Origin of the sequence: Nocardia sp. NBC_01009 (assembly GCF_045208035.1) — a bacterium.
GTDB lineage: Bacteria > Actinomycetota > Actinomycetes > Mycobacteriales > Mycobacteriaceae > Nocardia.
Window position 1 is genome coordinate 5,935,447 of the sequence record NZ_CP108695.1, and the last position, 18,188, is coordinate 5,953,634.

At 66.2% G+C, this 18,188-nt stretch carries 14 protein-coding genes and 2 pseudogenes; 3 read left to right on the plus strand and 13 right to left on the minus strand.

The genetic code is table 11. From position 1 onward, the window contains the following. Positions 1-25: 25 nt before the first annotated feature. From yjfF to OHA42_RS26680, 4 genes are read right to left on the minus strand one after another with little or no spacing between them, the layout of a single operon-like run. Positions 26-1,048 (minus strand): galactofuranose ABC transporter, permease protein YjfF, encoded by a 1,023-nt coding sequence (yjfF, locus tag OHA42_RS26665; protein WP_406230563.1) that lies wholly within the window; start codon positions 1,046-1,048, stop codon positions 26-28. Then, positions 1,045-2,139 carry an ABC transporter permease gene (locus OHA42_RS26670; RefSeq protein WP_406230564.1) on the minus strand — a complete coding sequence of 365 codons (1,095 nt, stop codon included), beginning with the start codon at positions 2,137-2,139 and terminating at the stop codon, positions 1,045-1,047. Before OHA42_RS26670 ends, yjfF begins: the two co-directional genes overlap by 4 nt. Further along, positions 2,136-3,680 carry a sugar ABC transporter ATP-binding protein gene (locus OHA42_RS26675; RefSeq protein ID WP_406230565.1) on the minus strand — a complete coding sequence of 515 codons (1,545 nt, stop codon included), beginning with the start codon at positions 3,678-3,680 and terminating at the stop codon, positions 2,136-2,138. Before OHA42_RS26675 ends, OHA42_RS26670 begins: the two co-directional genes overlap by 4 nt. 40 nt (positions 3,681-3,720) lie before the next feature. Then, positions 3,721-4,683 carry an ABC transporter substrate-binding protein gene (locus tag OHA42_RS26680; protein ID WP_406230566.1) on the minus strand — a complete coding sequence of 321 codons (963 nt, stop codon included), beginning with the start codon at positions 4,681-4,683 and terminating at the stop codon, positions 3,721-3,723. Positions 4,684-4,820: 137 nt separating this feature from the next. On the opposite strand from OHA42_RS26680, the gene OHA42_RS26685 reads away from it, so the two are divergent. After that, entirely contained in the window at positions 4,821-5,870 is a 1,050-nt protein-coding gene (locus OHA42_RS26685; protein ID WP_406230567.1) for a LacI family DNA-binding transcriptional regulator, read from the plus strand. Positions 5,871-6,053: 183 nt separating this feature from the next. Here the strand turns inward: OHA42_RS26685 and OHA42_RS26690 are convergent, their stop codons facing one another. From OHA42_RS26690 to OHA42_RS26710, 5 genes are read right to left on the minus strand one after another with little or no spacing between them, the layout of a single operon-like run. After that, positions 6,054-6,890, minus strand: coding sequence for an SMP-30/gluconolactonase/LRE family protein (locus tag OHA42_RS26690; protein WP_406230568.1), 837 nt, complete (start codon positions 6,888-6,890; stop codon positions 6,054-6,056). After that, positions 6,890-7,870, minus strand: coding sequence for a hypothetical protein (locus OHA42_RS26695; protein ID WP_406230569.1), 981 nt, complete (start codon positions 7,868-7,870; stop codon positions 6,890-6,892). The genes OHA42_RS26690 and OHA42_RS26695 overlap by 1 nt, the downstream gene beginning before the upstream one ends. A gap of 50 nt (positions 7,871-7,920) precedes the next feature. Further along, positions 7,921-8,949, minus strand: a complete 1,029-nt coding sequence (locus OHA42_RS26700; protein WP_406230570.1) for a zinc-binding dehydrogenase — start codon at positions 8,947-8,949, stop codon at positions 7,921-7,923. Beyond that, on the minus strand, positions 8,946-10,103 hold the full coding sequence (locus OHA42_RS26705; RefSeq protein ID WP_406230571.1) for a mandelate racemase/muconate lactonizing enzyme family protein: 1,158 nt from the start codon (positions 10,101-10,103) through the stop codon (positions 8,946-8,948). Before OHA42_RS26705 ends, OHA42_RS26700 begins: the two co-directional genes overlap by 4 nt. 2 nt (positions 10,104-10,105) lie before the next feature. Continuing rightward, on the minus strand, positions 10,106-11,626 hold the full coding sequence (locus tag OHA42_RS26710) for an aldehyde dehydrogenase (NADP(+)) (RefSeq protein ID WP_406230572.1): 1,521 nt from the start codon (positions 11,624-11,626) through the stop codon (positions 10,106-10,108). A 120-nt stretch (positions 11,627-11,746) separates the two neighbouring features. Here OHA42_RS26710 and OHA42_RS26715 point away from each other — a divergent pair. After that, a pseudogene (locus tag OHA42_RS26715) lies at positions 11,747-12,532 on the plus strand (LacI family DNA-binding transcriptional regulator). Between the two features lie 29 nt (positions 12,533-12,561). Here OHA42_RS26715 and mmsB read toward each other — a convergent pair. From mmsB to OHA42_RS26735, 4 genes are all read right to left on the minus strand, one after another. Next, entirely contained in the window at positions 12,562-13,884 is a 1,323-nt protein-coding gene (gene mmsB, locus OHA42_RS26720; protein WP_406230573.1) for a multiple monosaccharide ABC transporter permease, read from the minus strand. Next, the gene (gene mmsA / locus OHA42_RS26725; protein ID WP_406230574.1) at positions 13,881-15,431 is read right to left on the minus strand and encodes a multiple monosaccharide ABC transporter ATP-binding protein; all 1,551 of its coding nucleotides are present in this window, start codon (positions 15,429-15,431) and stop codon (positions 13,881-13,883) included. The genes mmsB and mmsA overlap by 4 nt, the downstream gene beginning before the upstream one ends. Positions 15,432-15,457: 26 nt before the next feature. Then, complete coding sequence (gene chvE / locus OHA42_RS26730) at positions 15,458-16,561, minus strand: multiple monosaccharide ABC transporter substrate-binding protein (RefSeq protein WP_406230575.1); 1,104 nt, start codon at positions 16,559-16,561, stop codon at positions 15,458-15,460. A 325-nt stretch (positions 16,562-16,886) separates the two neighbouring features. Next, positions 16,887-17,852, minus strand: coding sequence for an aldo/keto reductase (locus tag OHA42_RS26735; RefSeq protein ID WP_406230576.1), 966 nt, complete (start codon positions 17,850-17,852; stop codon positions 16,887-16,889). Between the two features lie 161 nt (positions 17,853-18,013). Between OHA42_RS26735 and OHA42_RS26740 the strand changes: the two are divergent. Next, a pseudogene (locus OHA42_RS26740) lies at positions 18,014-18,118 on the plus strand (transcriptional regulator); the annotation flags it as partial. Positions 18,119-18,188: the final 70 nt, after the last annotated feature.

The window sequence follows — 18,188 nt, forward strand, 5'->3', positions numbered from 1 at the left end:
GGCAAATCCATTTACCCGTAGGGACTCAGCCTTGCCCGCGGCCGCGGCTGCCAAGGACACGCTGCAGCAGGATGAATACCAGCAGCAGGGTGCCGATGACGATCTTAGTCCACCAGGAGCTCAGGGTGCCCTGGAAGCTGATGATGGTCTGGATGACGCCGAGGGTCAGGGCGCCGAGCACGGTACCCAGGACGAATCCGGTGCCGCCAGAGAGCAACGTGCCGCCGATGACCACCGCAGCGATGGCATCCAATTCCATGCCGACCGCGTGCAGACTCCACCCGGAGAGGGTGTAGAAGGTGAACAAGATACCACCAAGGGCCGAGCAGCCACCGCTGATGGCATAGGCGGCAATCTTGGTGCGCGCCAAGGGAAGTCCCATCATCACCGCGGACTGCTCGTTGCCGCCGAGGGCATAGACGGTGCGACCGAGACGGGTGTAGTGCAGCACCACGAAGGCAGCTGCCACTACGGCGAGCGCCACCAGCATGCCCACCGAGACGAAGACGGTGGAGCCCAGATGGATGCGCTGCTGGGCCAGGTGGGTGTAGGTGGGGTCGGTGATGGTGATCGAGTCGGTGCTGATCACATAGGACAGCCCGCGGGCGAGGAACATGCCCGCCAGGGTGACGATGAACGGCTGGATCTCGAAGTAGTGGATCACCGCGCCCATGCCCGCGCCGAACACGGTGCCGCCCACCAGGATCAGTGCCATCACCACCGGGGCCGGCCAGTGGTACACCGTGACCAACCACGCCGAGATCACGGTGCTCACGGCCAGGACCGCACCGACGGACAGGTCAATGCCGCCGGTGAGGATCACGAAAGTCATGCCGACGGCCAGCACCAGCAGAAAGGCGTTGTCGATGAACAGGTTCACGAAGACCTGCGGGTAGCCGAACGCCGGGTAGCGCGCGACGCCGACGCCGTACATGATCACGAACAGCGCCGCGGTTACCAGCACGGGCGTATAGCGCTGACCCTGCAGCACAAGGCTTTTCAGCTCCGAGACCGGCCGTTCGGCCTCGTCGACGACGTGTGTGTTCATCGGTGGACCGCTTCCGGTTCGCTGGGCGCGGCGGCTACCACGCCGTCTTCGGTGTCGGGTGCGGTCGGTGCCGCACGCTGCCGGTCCGGGCGGGCGGGGAACACCTTGGCCCGGAACACCGGTGATTGGACCAGGCAGACCGCGATCACGACCAGCGCCTTGAACAGCAGCGTGGTCTCCGGCGGCACGCCGATGGTGTAGATGGTGGTGGTCAGTGTCTGAATCACCAACGCGCCCAATACTGTTCCGCCGAGATGGAACCGGCCTCCGGTGAGCGCCGTGCCCCCGAGCACGACAGCGAGGATGGCGTCGAGCTCGATCCACAAACCGGCGTTGTTGCTGTCGGCGGCCGAGACATTGGAGCTGATCATGAGACCGGCCACCGCCGCGCAGCAGGCGCACACCACGTACACCCCCGCGATCAGCCCGGCCGCCCGGATTCCCACCAGCCGCGAGGCCTCGGCATTGCCGCCGACCGATTCCAGCAGCAGGCCAAGGGCGGTGCGCCGCAGCAGCAACGCGACCAGCACCGTGACCGCGGCCGCGATCAGCACGGGCACCGGCACGGCGAGCAGGAAGCCCGCGCCGATCACGTGGTACGGACCGCTATTGACGGTGATGATCTGCCCCTGGGTGATCAGCTGGGCCAGACCGCGCCCGGCCACCATCAGAATCAGTGTGGCCACGATCGGTTGAATCCGGAAGCGCGCCACCAGGATGCCATTCCACAGTCCCAATGCCGCGGCCACGACAACGGCCACCCCGACAGCCGCGAGCACGCCGCCCACCGATCCCGGATCCGACAGCTTCTCGATGCGCAGGCAGGCCAGTGCCCCGGCGATGGCGACCACCGCGCCCACCGACAGATCGATTCCCCGGGTGGCGATGACCAGGGTCATACCCACCGAGATCAGTACCAGCGGGGCGCCATAGCGCAGGATGTCGATCGGACCGCCGTAGAGATGACCATCCTGCATACGCACGGCCAGGAAACCGGGGGTGTGCACGACATCCACGGCCAGCAGCACCAGCAGCGCGGCCACGGGCCACACCAGGCGGTGGCGGATCAGTGCGGATGCCCGGGCGCTCATGAGATCGCCCCGCTTGCAATGGTTTCCATGAGCCGATTCATGGTCAGTGCCGCGTCGTTGGGCAGCTCAGCGACCAGTCGGCGGTCGCGCAGCACTTCGACCTTGTTGGACAGACGTAGCACCTCCTCCAATTCGGCGGAAATGAACACCACGGCCATTCCTTCCGCGGATAACGACAGCACCAGGCGCTGAATCTCGGTCTTGGCGCCGATATCGATGCCGCGGGTGGGCTCATCAAGGATCAGCAGCCGCGGCTGCGTCACCAGCCATCGCGCCAGCAGGACTTTCTGCTGATTCCCGCCCGAGAGGGCCTTGACCGGAAGGGTCGGATCGGCGGGGGTGATACGCAGGGCCGCAATGTATTTCGATACCCATTCCGCCCGCTTGCGGGCCGGGATCGGCCTGGCCCAGCCGCGCGCGGCCTGTGCGGCAAGCAGGATGTTCTCCGCCACCGACAACTCGAGGATCAACCCTTGAGTCTTGCGATCTTCGGGGCAGAAGGCCACGCCGTGGGCGACCGCGGTGCGCGGTGATCGCAGCGGGGCGTTCGCGCCGGTCATCGCGACGCTGCCCGTTGCCGCGCGATCGGCCCCGAACAGCAGCCGAACCGTCTCGGTGCGCCCGGACCCGAGCAGCCCTGCCAGGCCGACCACCTCGCCCGCGTGCACCGTCAGGTCGAAGGGCGCGACCGCGTTCCGCCGCCCGCTCACCCCGGTGGCGGTGAGCAGCGGCTCGGGGTCGCCGGTGCGAGTGCGCGGCCCGTCGTGTTGTGCGCTCTCCCTTTTTATTTCTTCGAGGGTTCCAGCCGCGCTGCCGAGCATGCGGGCGACGAGGGTCTTGTGGGTCAGCTCGGCTACCGCGTACTCCCCCACCAGGGTTCCGTTGCGCAGCACCGTCGCCCGATCGCACAGGGCGAAGATCTGATCTAGGAAATGGGTGACGAACAGGATCGCGACCCCATCGGTGGCCAGGCGGCGCATGAGCGCGAACAGCTGCCCCGCCTCACCGGCGTCCAATGACGAGGTGGGTTCGTCCAGCACCAGCACACGCGCGTTCAGGTCGACGGCCCGCACGATGGCGATGAGCTGTTGCACCGCAAGCGAATACGAGCCGAGCGGCGCGGCGACATCCACCTCCAGCCCCATCCGGGTCACCAGCGCCGCTGCCGCCCGCCGCATGGCACGGAAGCGCACCAGTCCGGCCCGACGCGGTTCCCTGCCGATGTAGATGTTCTCCGCGACCGAGAGATTCGGGCACAGGTTCACCTCCTGGTAGACGGTGCTCACCCCAGCGCGCTGGGCCTGCTGCGGCCCGGTGAAGCGCACCAGCTGCCCGTCGAACAGAATGGTTCCGGCTTCGGCGGGGTGAATCCCGGTGAGCACCTTGATGAGAGTGGATTTGCCCGCGCCGTTCTCCCCGACCAAGGCGTGGATCTCCCCGGGGAACAGTCGCAGGTTCACCGCCGTCAGCGCGGTCACCGCGCCGAATCGCTTGCCGATCCCGGTCATCGACAGCAGCGGCGCGGTCGTGGAGTCCGACATCGCTTGCACCTCAGTATCTTCGAGCAATCCGCAGCTTCGATCAGTACTTGCGGCTTGGCAATGCCGCGGCGGCCTGTTCGGGAGTAAAGGTGGTTTCGGTGGTGACGATGCGATGCTCCACCGACTGCCCCGCCTTGACCTTCTTGAACAGGTCCATCAGTTGCGGGCCGAGCAGCGGATTGCATTCCACGACATAGCTTTCCTTGCCGTCGACAAGAGCCTGTAGCGCGTCGTGCACACCATCGATGGATACGATCTTGATGTCCTTACCGGGTTTCAGACCGGCCTCCTCGATGGCTTGGATCGCGCCCAGGGCCATATCGTCGTTGTGGGCGAACAGCAGATCGATCTTCTGGTGCGAGGCCAGGAACGCCTGCATGACCTCCTTGCCCTTAGCGCGGGTGAAATCGCCGGTCTGCGAGGCGACGATCTTGAATTTGGGATCCGCCGAAATCAGGTCGGCGAAGCCCTTCTTGCGATCGATGGCAGGGGCGGAACCCGTGGTGCCCTGCAACTCGGCGATGTTAACGGTCCCATTCGAGCCCCTGTAGGTGTCGACCACCCACTGCGCGGCCTTCTTGCCCTCCTCGACGAAGTCCGAGCCGAGGAAGGTGGCATACAGCGAGGAATCCTTGGAATCGACGGCGCGATCAGTGAGGATGACCGGGATCTTGGCGTCCTTGGCCTCCTTCAGCACGGTGTCCCACCCGGATTCGACCACCGGCGAGAAGGCGATGACGTCGACGTGCTGCTGGATGAACGACCGGATCGCCTTGATCTGGTTTTCTTGCTTCTGTTGCGCGTCAGCGAATTTCAGATTGATCCCGGCATCCTTGGCGGAGTCCTGGATGGATTGGGTATTGGCGGTGCGCCAGCCGCTCTCGGCTCCGACCTGGGAGAATCCGAGGGTGGTTCCACCACCTCCCGAACTGCTTCCGCAGCCGGCCACCGCGGCGGTGGTGAGAGTGAGAGCGCTGACGGCGATGACGAGCCTCTTGAACACGAGGTGTCTCCCTTGCGGCGAACAATTGACGATGGGAAAGGTCCTGATAGTGTTAACGCTCACATTAATTTCGTCAAGAGTCAGATCGAACCCGTACTCTGGTTCAATCCGGACGAGACAGCCGAAAGGGCGCGCATGTGAGGGACAACGAGAGAGTTGCCGATGGCGCTGCCACGCAGCGTAACCGGCCCGCGGTCATGATCGACGTGGCCAAGCGGGCAGGGGTCTCCCATCAGACCGTCTCCCGAGTGCTCAACGACAGCCCGCGGGTGCGCCCGGAGACCCGCGAGCGGGTGCTGCGCGCGGTCGAGGAACTCGGCTACCGGCCCAATGCCATGGCCCGCGGCCTGGCGAGCCGCCGCTCGAAAGTGCTGGGAGTGGTCACTTTCGACACCGTCCTCTACGGCCCGGCGTCTATGCTGCTCGGCATCGAGCGCGCGGCACGGGCAGCGCACTACGGCGTCAGCATCGCGACCTTGCAGCGCGCCGACCGCGCCGAAGTCCTCGACGCAGTCGAGACATTGGCCGACCAGGGAGTGGACGGCGTCATCATCATCGCGCCGCTCGTGGTCGCGGCGGCGGCGCTGCACAGCTTGCCCGCCACGCTGCCTGCCGTCGCCGTGGAGGCCGGGCAGGACGCCGGTCTGCCGTCCGCGTCCGTGGACCAGGTCGAGGGCGCACGGCTGGCCGTGCAGCACCTGCTGGACCTGGGACACGAAACCGTCTGGCACATCTCGGGTCCCAATGGCTGGCTCGAGTCCCGTGACCGCGTGGACGGGTGGCGGCAGACTCTGCAGGCCGCGGGCGCGGTGGTGCCGCCGATCATCGCCGGAGACTGGAGCGCGCGATCCGGGTACGAGGCAGGCCCGGTGCTGGCCGCACAACCCGGGGTGACCGCGGTCTTCGCCGCCAATGATCAGATGGCACTTGGGTTGTTGCGGGCCCTCGCCGAAGGCGGGCTGCGGGTGCCGGAGGACATCTCTGTCGTCGGGTTCGACGACATCCCCGAAGCGGCCTACCTGTCGCCGCCATTGACCACGGTGCGCCAGGACTTCGACGAGGTCGGCCGCTGCAGCATGCGAATGTTGTTGAGGCTCATCGAATCTGACGGGGCGCCACCCGAATCCCCGCAGGTCGTGCCCATACTCATCGCGCGCGACAGCACCACCGCGCCGCGCGCACATTGATCCGAATCTCGGTGCGCCGTCGACGATCTCGACGAGACCGCCTCAGAGGCGATCCCAGGTCCAGCTCGACTCGACGATGAGCGGCGACTGTGCGGAGACCAACCACGGCGTCATGTTCGCTCCATTGGGCGCCCCGATTGCGGCTCGACGCGGACGGCGTCGGGCTCCATGTGCCGGTGGGAGTCAGCCCTGGAATGCAGGCTGAGTCAGGCCCTGTCCCACTCCGGGAAGAACGAACAGACGCCCTGCCGCCGAATTGTCTGGGGACGACCCTATTCGGGCAGTGGTGACATAGAGGTCGGTCAATTCGGCACCGCCGAAAGCGCACGCGGTGGTCCGCGGTACCGGCAGCTCCACGACCCGATCGAGGCGGCCGTGCGGAGTGTAGCGGCGAACCGCGCCGCCGTCCCACAGCGCCACCCAGATCGCCCCGGCGGCATCCACGGTGAGTCCATCGGGCCAGCCGGCACCGGATTCGATGGTGACCCAAGGCTTTCTGTTATGGGCATGGCCGTCGATGAAATCGAAAGTATCGATGCGTCCGGTCGAGGAATCGATGTAATACATGCGCCGGCCGTCTGGACTCCAGCCGATGCCGTTGCTCACCGCGACATTGCCGAGGACCGTCTCGGCCGTGCCGCTGGGTGCGATCCGGGCGAGCGTACCGCCGCCGCGCGTCTCGTCGTAGCGCATGGTGCCTGCCCACAGCGCGCCGTCCGGAGCGACGGCGGCGTCGTTGCCGCGTCGTCCGGCGACCGGATCGTGAAACAGCCAGTCGAACGAACCGTCCGGGCCACGCAGGCCGATGCCATCACGCAGGTTCAGCACCAGTCCGCCACCGCTGCGCGGCTTAGCCGCACCGACATGCTGTGGGACAGTAATGGATTCGACCGCACCGGATTCGGGATCCAGGCAGTGGACTCGGCAGTCCAGGATGTCCATCCACAGCAGTCGGCGCGTGGCGCTATCCCAGGTCGGCCCCTCACCGAGCTCGGCCAGCACCGAGGTAAGGATCTCCATCAGCTCAGCGCCACAGCCGATTCCGGCACCGGGAAGCGCTCGAGTTCACCGGGCAGCCGGGCGCCGAGCGGCGACATCCCGCCGTCGGAGTCGAGCCGCCGCAGCAGATCCAGGACCAGCCGCCCGCGCCGCACCCTTTCCCGCGCGGTCGCGACCACGGTCTCGCGCAGATGCGCACCAGAGGGATAGATGCCGGGAGCCTTGGACAGGCCGAACTTCAGGTAGATCGGCGCGGCCCGCCGAATCAGCTCCGCCGCTTCGTACATGCGCACGTAGCCGCCCAGATCGTCGGGGGTTTCGACGTAGAGATCGAGCGGGACCCGGCTGGTGCGCCGGATTTCGGTGAAGTGCGCGGCGGTGAGATCCGAGGGCACGTTGATCGAATCCGCGCCCAGCCGTTCGTAGACTGCGACGGCGGCGGGGTTCACCGGCCCGATCAGAGCCGACAGTTTGAATGTCGTGTCGGCGGGCAGATTTCCGGCCGCGCGCAGCTGATGCAGCACCCACAGCACGCCTTCGTCGGCGACCAGGATGCAGCGCACACCGAGTTCGATGGCGCGCACGGCATCCTCGACGCAGCCCGCCAACCCGCTGTGCCCCAGAGCCCGTGGGCCGGTGCCACCGGCCGGTGTCCGGGTCCCCGCGCCGATGTCCCAGGTCGCGCGCGGTCCGGTGAACAGGCAGAGCTCGATATAGCGGGTTGCGCAGGCGTCGACCATCTCGGTGATCTCGGCGTCGGTGAGCATCCAGATGCCGCTGCCCTGGCTGATCCGATGGATCGGTACGTCGAGCCGGTGGGACTCGGCGAGCACCGCCGCCAGTGCCTCGGGTCCCTCCACGGAGGGAATTTCGGTGCGCCACTGCCCGCCATCGGGAAAGCAATGCGGCGAGGCGTCCTCCAAACGTGGCTGGGGCACAGCTAGTCCGAGCAAGTTCAGCTGAGAGTGCCCAGGCAGTCGGGGAATTCGGGTATCTGTCATCGAGAGTCCTTCGGATCGGCGGAGATCGGGTGAACCGACGGGGAATTCCGTCACAGTTCGGCGGGGTCGGGAAAGAGCAGCACCTTGCCGACCGCCGGGTCGCCGGAGTCGAGCAGCTTCATGGCCATAGGGAAGTCCAGCAACGACATTCGATGCGTGATCAGCGGCCGCGAGTCGAGAATCCCGGCGCTGAACGCGCGGACCGCATGGGTCCAGGCCGCCGGTGGTGCGCCGAATACCGTGCGCACCTGCACCTGTCGCACAACCAGGTCAGTGGGATCGAGACCGATCGCGCCCGCTGCCGGAATCCCGGTGAGCACCAGACGTCCGCCGCGGCGCAGCAGTGCCGCGGCCGCGGCGGCACTGCCCGGGGCTCCAGCCGCCTCCACGACGACATCGAATTCGCCTTGATCGGACAGATTCTCGGCCAAACGGAACTCGGTCGCGCCGAACGCGAACGCTCGACCGGCATGCTGGGGGTGACGTCCGACCGCAAGCAGCGCTGCCGGTGAGGTTGCCGCGAGCAGTTGGGCCGTCAGCAAGCCGAGCGTACCGGTGCCGACGACGGCGACCCGCTCACCAGGCCTGACCCCGGCGCACATGGCCGCCGCCGCCGCACACGCCGCAGGCTCCATCAGCGTGGCCGCGGTCAGGTCGGCGTCGGAGTCCAGCACGTGCAGCAACCGCGCGGGCAGGGTCAGTGTCGCCGCCATCGCGCCCGGCTGGGTGAACCCGGTTTCCTCGTATCCCGCTGTGCACAAGGAGGTTTCGCCGCCACGGCAACGGTCGCAGCGCTGGCAATTGCGGAACCCTTCGCCCACCACTTTGCGGCCGACCAGGTCCACGGGCACCTCGGCGCCGACCGCAGCGACCGTGCCGGACCACTCGTGGCCGGGAATCACCGGATACCGCACATATCCCGCCGGTCGGGTGCCGCGCACGATTTCACGGTCGCTGCCGCAGATGCCGACTGCGTGCACGTGCACCAGCGCCTCACCGTGCGCGGGCGGACGTGGCAGATGCGGGACCAGCTCGAAGGTGTCCGGCCCGTCGACCACCAGCGCCTGTCCGCCCCTCACCGCGCCCCTGCCGGAGCACGTTTCTCCCAGCCGTCGGCCCACAGATCGAAATGTGCGCGCTGTTGCGGGAATTCGGCCGCCGCGTCGGCGTCGAATTCGACTCCCAGCCCGGGTCGGTCGTGGCGGTGGAAGTAGCCGTCGATCACCTCGGGCGCACCGGTGACCACCTTCTTGATCTCGGCGTCGGCGAAATCGTTGAAGTGTTCGAGGATCTTGAAATTCGGTGTGCTGAAACCGATTTGCAGCGACGCGGCCGTGAGCACGGAGCCGCCGACATTGTGCGGCGCCACCAGCATGTAGTGCGTCTCGGCGGTGGCGGCGAGTTTCCGAGTCTCGGAGATACCGCCGATGTGGCCCAGATCGGGTTGGATGATGTCCACAGCCTGGGTGTCGAACAGTTCCCGGAATTCGATGCGGTCGTGGATGCGCTCACCGGTGGCGATCGGAATATCGGTCTTGGCGGCCACTTTTAACAGTGCCGCGAGGTTTTCCGGTGGAATCGGCTCCTCCAGCCAGGCGGGCCGGAACGGTGCCAGTTCCCGGGCCAGGCGCACCGCTGTGGCGGGGCTGAACCGACCGTGCATCTCCAGCATCAGCTCGGTCTCCGGACCGATCGCGTCACGCACCGCCTCGATCAAGGCGACCGCGGTCATGGTCTCGGCGTGCGACAGTTCGAAGTGCCCGGCGCCGAACGGATCGATTTTCAGTGCGCGATAACCCTTTTCGATAACGCCCCGGGCCGCCGCGGCATACGCCTGCGGGGTGCGTTCGGTGGTGTACCAGCCATTGGCGTAAGCCTTGACCCGATGGGTGACCGCGCCACCGAGCAACTGCCAGACCGGCACTCCCAGCGCCTTGCCTTTGATATCCCAGCAGGCCATCTCGATAGCGGCGATGCCGGACATGACGATCTCCCCGGCCCGTCCGTAATCGCCGTACTTCATGCGCCGCACCAGATCCTCGACCGCGAACGGATCCGAGCCGAGGACGTGATTGTGCTGCGCCTCCTGGAGATACCCCAGCAGTGCGTCGGTGTGGCCGAGCATGCGGGCCTCGCCGACACCGGTGATCCCCTCATCGGTGTGCACCAGCACGTAAGTGAGGTTGCGCCATGGCGTCCCGACGACGTGAGTCTCGATCTTGCTGATCCGCATAGCTATCCATCCATCTTCTTCGGCCCGCCGACGCGTCGGGGCAGGCCGAGCGGGTTGTCGTCGCGTAGTTCCGGGGGCAGCAGCCGTTCCGGAGTGTTCTGGTAGGCCACCGGGCGCAGCCACCGTTCGATCGCGGTGGCTCCAACCGAGGTCGAGGTGGAGGTGGAGGCCGGGTAGGGGCCCCCGTGATGCTGGGCCGCGGTCACCGCCACGCCGGTCGGCCAGTCGTCGATGACGATGCGCCCGGCGATTTCCGGGAGACGCGCCAGCAGGCGGGCAGTGGATTCGGTTCCGGTGCTCTCATTTTCGGCGATGTGGACGGTGGCGGTGAGGCTGCCGGGGACTCGGTCCAGCGTCGCGAGGATCTCCTCGTCCGTGTCGTATCGCACCACGACGGTGACCGGGCCGAAGCACTCTTCGAACAGCGGTTCGTGCTCGCCGTCGGCGAGTTCGCTCGCGGCAATCGTGAACGCTCCCCCGCGCACCGCGTGCTCACCGGCCGCGCCGGGTGCGGGCGCGGCCTCGACGCCCTTCAGTTCGGCGCGTTCGGTGACGCCCCGCAGGAAGTTGTCCCGGATGCGGTGATCGAGCAGAACGCCCAGTTCGACTGTGTCCAATGCGCCCGTGAGCGCACCGACCAGCCGATCGCCGTGCGGGCCGGAAGGAGCAAGTACCAGACCGGGTTTGACGCAGAACTGTCCGACGCCGAGGGTCATCGCTCCGGCGAGTCCGGCGCCGATGGCTTCGGCGCGCTCGGCGGCCGCGGCCGCGGTGACGACCACCGGGTTGAGCGATCCGAGTTCACCGTGGAAGGGAATCGGCGTCGGACGCGCCGCCGCCGCATCATGCAGTGCACGTCCACCGCGCACCGATCCGGTGAATCCCGCTGCGGTGACCAGCGGATGCTGGACCAGTCGTACGCCCGCCTCGAAACCGTGCACGAGTCCGACCACCTCGGGGGGCAGCCCGACCTCGGTCGCCGCCCCGCGCAGCGCGGACAAGGTCAGCTCGGAGGTGGCCGGGTGATCGGGATGCGCTTTCACCACGACCGGGCAGCCTGCCGCCAAAGCACTCGCGGTATCGCCGCCAGCGACCGAGAAGGCAAAGGGGAAATTCGATGCCGAATAGACCGCCACCACGCCGAGCGGCACCTGGTACCGCCGTAGATCAGGCTTGGCTCCGTCCGCGTGGTCGATGATGATGCCGAGGTATCCGCCAGCTTCGACGACGTCGGCGAAGGCGCGCAATTGCCCTGTGGTGCGCCCGATTTCGGATCGCATGCGGGGCAGACCCAACGCTGTTTCGGCGTCGCCCTCCGCGGCGAGACGGTCGATGTCGGCGTCGAGGACATCGGCGGCAGCGCGCAGGAACCAGGCGCGGCGGTCGCGGTCGGCGAGCGCGTCGCGCGTCGCGTGGGCCGCGCGCACCACCCGGTCGACCTGTGCAGCATCGGCTTCGGTCCCGACCCGTGTGCGGCGCGTGTCCGTTCGGGGGTCCACACTCCATACCGTCAGATCAGGCATTCGCGGGACTCCTTTCGTTGGTCTGATGTGTTCGTCCGATGATGTTAGCGCTCACATTTGAAAACGTCGACGAGCGGGGTTTCGCCGTGAAGGCCGGGGGATGAATAACAGGGAGCCGTCATGGTCGATGTCGCCCGCCTCGCGGGCGTCTCCCACCAGACCGTCTCCCGGGTGCTCAACGACAGCGCCCAGGTGCGCCCGGAAACCCGGGAACGGGTCCTGGCCGCGATCGAGGAATTGGGTTACCGGCCCAACGCCATGGCGCGCGGGCTGGTCGGCGGGTGCTCGAAAGTGCTGGGCGTGGTCACTTTCGACACAGTGCTCTACGGCCCGGCCAGCATGCTGCTCAGCAGCGAACGGGCCGCCCGCGCCGCCCATTCCGGCGTCAGCATCGTCACACCGGAACGGATCAGCCCGGCCGAGTTGCTGGACGCGGTGAACACTCTCGCCGACCAGGGCGTCGACGGCGTGATCGTGATCGCCCCACTGCTGGCCACCGTGGGCGCGCTGCACGACCTGCCCGCCGGGCTGCCGGTCGCCGCGGTGGAAGCCGGACCAGACGCCGGCCTGCCCTCGGCATCGGTAGACCAGTACGAGGGCGCCCAGCTGGCCGTGCGGCACCTGCTCGACCTCGGCCACGAAACCGTCTGGCACCTCTCGGGTCCCGACGGCTGGCTCAAGACCTGGGATCGCGTCGATGGCTGACGCAACACGCTCACCGACGCCGGGCGGAAGGTCCCGTCGATGATCGGCGGCGACTGGAGCGCCCGTTCGGGTTACGAGGCTGACCAGGTGCTGGCCGACCACCCCGACGTCACCGCGGTCTTCGCCGCCAACGACCATATGGCGCTCGGCCTGTTGCGTGCGTACGCCGAACGCGGCATCCGTGTGCCCCCGCTCCGCTGAACTCTGTTGCGCAGCAGTGACTTCGGCACTCATCCGGTGGCGCGCTTCTTGTTATAGACGTCGAAGGCGACCGCGGCGAGCAGGACCAGGCCCTTGATCACCAACTGCCAGTCGCTGCCCACCCCGAGCATCGACATGCCATTGTTCATCACACCCATGACCAGCGCACCGACGATCGCGCCGACCACCGTGCCGATGCCGCCGCTCGCTGACGCGCCGCCCACGAAAGCCGCTGCGATGGCGTCCAATTCGAAGTTCTGGCCGGCCTTGGGGGTGGCCGCGCCGAGCCGGGCCGCGAAGATGATGCCCGCCAGCGCAGCAAGCACGCCCATGTTCACGAACACCCAGAAGGTATTGCGCTTGGTGTTCACGCCGGACAGCGCCGCGGCCTTCTCGTTGCCGCCGACCGCGTAGATGCGCCGGCCGATGACGGCGCGGTTCATGACGAAGGAGTAGGCGACGATCAGTACCACCAGGATCAGCCCGATCACCGGCAGCCCGCTGTAGGAGGCGAGCACGAAGCTGAATGCCCCGATCAACACGCCGAGCGCCACCATCCGGGCGATGAACAGCGATCGAGGACCGGCGGGCATCCCGTAGGACCGGCGCCGCTGGCGCACCCGCAGCTGCGACCACACCAGTGCCGCGATGGCCGCGAAGCCCAGCAGCAACGTAGGTCCGTGCAGCTCACCGGTTTTCAGGCGCACCACGATGCCGTGGGAGAACCCGTCGAACACCAGCGCCTGGATCGGCAGCCAGTTGGGCAGGTAGCCGCCCGCGATCTTGATGAACCCTTGCGGGAACGGCCCGATCGACTGTCCTTTCAGGAACAGCTGCGCCAGACCGCGGAACAGCAGCATGCCGCCCAGGGTGACGATGAACGACGGGATCTTCACGTAGGCGATCCAATACCCTTGCCAGGCACCGATTATCGCGCCCAGCACCAGCCCGGCGGGCACCACCAGCGGCCACGGCACATGCCACTGCACGATGGCGATACCGGTGAGCGCGCCGACCAGCGCGCACACGGATCCCACCGAAAGGTCGATGTGCCCGTTGATGATCACCAGCATCATGCCGATGGCCAGCACCAGGATGTAGCCGTTCTGCAGGATCACATTGGTGACGTTGAGCGGGGTCAGCAGGCTGACGCCGTCCGAGAGTTGCAGCGTGGTCAGGATCTGGAACAGCAGCGTGATCGCCACCAGCGCCACGATCATGCCGTATTGACGGACGTTGCCGCGCAAGCTGTTTCGTACTGTCTTCAGCGCCCCTGCCGGTTTGGCGGCGGCCGCCTTGGCGACGATATCCTCGGCCTGCTCGCTGTCCTCGAGTTTGTCGATCAGGGTCATGCCGCCGGCTCCTCCGATCCGGCGGCGCCGCGGGTCATCAGTCGCATAATTGTCTCCTGGGTAGCTTCGGCCGCCGGTAGCTCGCCGGTGATGCGGCCCTGGCTCATCGCGTAGACGCGATCACACAGGCCGAGCAGTTCTGGTAGCTCCGACGAAATGACCAGCACGCCTTTGCCTTCCGCGGCAAGGCGCTGGATTATCAGATAGATCTCGTATTTGGCGCCGACGTCGATGCCGCGGGTGGGCTCGTCGAGAATCAGCAGGTCAGGTTCGGTGAAGATCCACTTGCCGAGCACCACCTTCTGCTGGTTGCCGCCCGAGAGCGTGCCGACCTTGCCGAACACCGACGGCGCCTTCACCGTCAGCTGGGTGCGCAGCGCCTCGGCGGCCGCCACCTCGGCGTGCATGTCGATCACCGAATATTTCGACACCGCACCGAGATTGGCCAGCGTAAGGTTGCGCCTGATGTCCTCGTCGAGGATCAGCCCATACTGCTTGCGATCCTCGGACACATAGGCCAACCCGGCGGCGATCGCGTCCTGCACCGTCGAAACGCGGATGGGCGCACCGTCTTTGCGGACAGTGCCGCGAATATTGCGACCGTAGGAGCGGCCGAAGACGCTCATCGCCAGCTCGGTGCGTCCGGCGCCCATCAGCCCGGCCAGGCCGACGATCTCGCCGCGGCGCACCTTAAGATTCGCCTTCCGTACCACTTCCCGTCCGGCGGCGGTCGGATGATCGACGGTCCAATCCTCGATTTCGAAGAATACCTCGCCGATCTCCGGCGCCGGGCGCGGCGGAAAACGGTGGTCCAGATCGCGGCCCACCATGCCCTTGATGATCCTGTCCTCGGTGATTTCCACACCGGCAGTAAGGGTTTCGATGGTGTGCCCATCCCGCAGCACGGTGATGGTATCGGCGACCTCCAGCACCTCGTTCAGCTTGTGCGAGATGAGGATCGAGGTAATCCCCTGCTCGCGAAGCTCTTTCAGCAACGCGAGCAGGCTGGCGCTGTCGGTCTCGTTCAGCGCCGCGGTCGGCTCGTCGAGCAGCAGCAACCGCACCTGCTTGGCCATCGCCTTGGCGATCTCCACCAGCTGCTGCTTGCCGACACCCAGTGTGGCGACCAGAGTTTCGGGATCCTCTATCAGCCCGACCCGCTCCATCAGCAGCATGGCCTGCCGATTGGTCTCCTGCCAGTCGACGAAACCAACCTGGGACCGTTCGTTGCCGAGAAAGATGTTCTCCGCGATCGACAGCTGCGGCACCAACGCCAGTTCCTGATGGATGATCGCGATACCCGCGTCCTCGCTGTGCCGGATGTCCTTGAAGGCCATCTCGTCGCCGTCCATGACGATTCGGCCCGAGTAGGCGCCATGGGGATAGACACCCGACAACACCTTCATCAGCGTGGACTTTCCAGCGCCGTTCTCCCCCACCAGCGCGTGTATCTCGCCGCGAGCGACCGCGAAGTCGACCTCGTCGAGGGCCTTGACACCCGGGAATTCCATGGTGATGGCGCGCATTTCGAGAATGTGCCCGGTCATGGGCGGTACCTGCCTTTCCGCCCGACCTACTGCAGGTCCTTTTCGGTGTAGTAACCGGTGTCTATGAGCGTCTGCTTGTAGTTGTCCTTGTCCACCGATACCGGCTGCAGCAGATACGACGGCACCTTCTTCGCGCCGTTGTCGTAGGTGCTGGTGTCGTTGGTTTCCGGGGTGCCGCCAGTAAGGATCGCATTGGTCATCTGCACGGCACGTTTGGCGAGATCGCGGGTGTCCTTGAAGACGGTCTGCGACTGCTCGCCCGCGATGATCGACTTGACCGAGGCCTTCTCCGCATCCTGGCCGGAGACGATCGGCATCTTCTTGGCGCCACCGTAGCCGACGGACTTCAGCGCGGAGAGGATGCCGATGGACAGGCCGTCATAGGGCGAGAGCACGGCATCGATATTGGCCCCGGCATAGTGGGCCGAGAGCAGGTTCTCCATGCGGGACTGGGCGGTGGCGCCGTCCCAGCGCAGCGTGGTCACCTGGTCGATCTTGGTCTGGCCGGACCGGACTACCAGCTTGCCGCTGTCGATATGCGGCTTCAGCACCGACATGGCGCCGTTGAAGAAGTAGTAGGTGTTGTTGTCGTCCGGCGAGCCGGCGAACAGTTCGATATTGAACGGCCCCTTGCCCTCCGGGATGCCGAGGTGGTCAACGATGTAACTCGCCTGCAGCGCACCGACTTTGGAGTTGTCGAAGGTAGCGTAGTAGTCGAGATTCGCGGTGTCGCGGATGAGTCGGTCGTAGGCGATGACGGCGACCTTCTGCTGCTTGGCCTTGGCCAGCACCCCGGTCAGCGACTTGTTGTCGATCGCAGCGATCACCAGCGCCTTCGCGCCCTGGGTCAGCATGTTCTCCAACTGCGACACCTGCGTCTCGATGACGTCCTCGGCGTACTGCAGATCAGTGGTGTAACCCAACGCTTTGAACTGACCGACGATGTTGTTCCCATCGGCAACCCATCGTTCGGAGGATTTGGTGGGCATGGAAATTCCGATCCGAGCACCCGTGCCGCCCGAGGAATCCGAGCCGGTGTCGACGGAACAGGCTGCCGCCAGCAGAACGAGGGATCCGCCTGCTACCGCGAGAAAACTGCGCCGATTGATGCCGTTGGACTTGTGAGCCATGTATTACTCCCAGCTATGTTAACGCGCACATTGTTACCCACGACACTATGGTGGTGTCAAGTGGTACGCGCATTCCGAGTGCCTGGACCGGACCATTACCGCTGGTGGACGTGCGCGGGAGGATCGCACTCGGGACGCTTGGCGCGACAACTGTGGCCAATGACGCTCGAGGGACACGACCGCGGGTCGGGCTCGCGGGTCTTCCGAGCCAGATCGAGGCGAATCCGCTATGGCTCAGCGCATCCTGTGACGCCCAACCCTGGGCGGGCGGTGTCGTGCTGGTTCCGTACATCGACGGCGAGCGGTACGGGCCAGGTTGACGGGCTCACGCTCGGCCAGCCAGCGCAATTTGGTGACCGCGAACGAGGCCACCGGGACCGATCCGGTGCGGTGCGCCCAGCAGCTGTTCCAGCGCCAGCTGGTTCAGCCGGACGAACCCGTACCCACGCTGAGCAGACTTGTCGGCATCGAATTCGGCCAGCGCCGGATCGGCCAGCAGATCGACGTAGTTTTCGCCGGGCGCGAGGGCCGGGGTGCGCAGGTCGGCGACACCCGATTCCGAAAGAGCCTGCCGCACTTCGGGATCGGCACGGAAGGCCTGTGCGCGCTCTTTCAATCGCAGGTAGGTCCGCATGTTTCGTAGCGGCCGAATCCCACACGCCCGCAATATCCTCGGTGCGCGAGGGCTTGCAATCGAAGTGCCGCGGACCATCGTAAGCGGACGTCCCGTCCGGTCCACCGCTCTCCAACAGATCAGGTCGCCGCCGACGCAGAAGGTGGAGCCGCGTGCCGCGATCACGGCGACCCGGATGGTGCCGTCGGCGGCCCATCGGGTAGTCCGTTCGGCGGCTTCCCGGATTGCATGCGCGGCAGCCATATCCAGCGAGTTGCCGAGTTCGCGGATCAGGGTGATGCGCGAGACGCGGGCGTTCAGGGTCACCTTGCCGTCCGCCAGGAGTTTCTCCAACGCCCGGTAGGCGTCGAGGGTGAGGTCGAAACGGCTCGGCAGCGGCTGATGCAGGATCAACAGATCGAGCTGATTCACGCCGAGCTTGCCCACGGCCTTGTCGAACGCGTGTGTCGTGGCGTCATACCCGTAATCGCTGATCCACACTTTCGTCTCGATGAACACCTCGTCACGGGCGATACCCGAATGACGGATACCCGTACCGACCTCGCGTTCATTGAGGTACGCGGCGGCGGTCGTGACCTCGGGCGGGGTCTGGAACACGCCGAGCCCGACGGCAGGCATGTTCACACCGTTGTTCAGAGTGATCACATTCTCGGTCATGCCCCATCGCTATGACTCATTCGGTACGCGGTGAGAGTCACCAGCGTTACCCCCGGGTGTGTCGCTTCCGCCAAAGGGATACTGGCAGACACTCCCACCAGGGGCTTTCGAGAGCTACCTCAATCGCATGGACCTCGGCAGTACAGCAGTTCCTCACCGGAATGCGTGCCCGCCTGACTCCCGAGCAAGCCGGTGTGACGGTTTTCGGCGGTGAACGCCGAGTCCCCGGACTACGACGCGAAGAGGTCGCACAACTCGCGGGGGTGAGATGTCAGTTACACACTCCCTAGAGCGTCACTGCGACCTAATTCTTGTGCATCAGAACTTTCACCTGCT

Excerpts from the sequence above, each read along its gene's own strand:
- yjfF (WP_406230563.1), bottom strand. The coding sequence starts at position 1,048 with ATGAACACACACGTCGTCGACGAGGCCGAACGGCCGGTCTCGGAGCTG.
- OHA42_RS26670 (WP_406230564.1), bottom strand. The coding sequence starts at position 2,139 with ATGAGCGCCCGGGCATCCGCACTGATCCGCCACCGCCTGGTGTGGCCC.
- OHA42_RS26675 (WP_406230565.1), bottom strand. The coding sequence starts at position 3,680 with ATGTCGGACTCCACGACCGCGCCGCTGCTGTCGATGACCGGGATCGGC.
- OHA42_RS26690 (WP_406230568.1), bottom strand. The coding sequence starts at position 6,890 with ATGGAGATCCTTACCTCGGTGCTGGCCGAGCTCGGTGAGGGGCCGACC.
- OHA42_RS26695 (WP_406230569.1), bottom strand. The coding sequence starts at position 7,870 with ATGACAGATACCCGAATTCCCCGACTGCCTGGGCACTCTCAGCTGAAC.
- OHA42_RS26705 (WP_406230571.1), bottom strand. The coding sequence starts at position 10,103 with ATGCGGATCAGCAAGATCGAGACTCACGTCGTCGGGACGCCATGGCGC.
- OHA42_RS26710 (WP_406230572.1), bottom strand. The coding sequence starts at position 11,626 with ATGCCTGATCTGACGGTATGGAGTGTGGACCCCCGAACGGACACGCGC.
- mmsB (WP_406230573.1), bottom strand. The coding sequence starts at position 13,884 with ATGACCCTGATCGACAAACTCGAGGACAGCGAGCAGGCCGAGGATATC.
- mmsA (WP_406230574.1), bottom strand. The coding sequence starts at position 15,431 with ATGACCGGGCACATTCTCGAAATGCGCGCCATCACCATGGAATTCCCG.
- chvE (WP_406230575.1), bottom strand. The coding sequence starts at position 16,561 with ATGGCTCACAAGTCCAACGGCATCAATCGGCGCAGTTTTCTCGCGGTA.
- OHA42_RS26735 (WP_406230576.1), bottom strand. The coding sequence starts at position 17,852 with ATGACCGAGAATGTGATCACTCTGAACAACGGTGTGAACATGCCTGCC.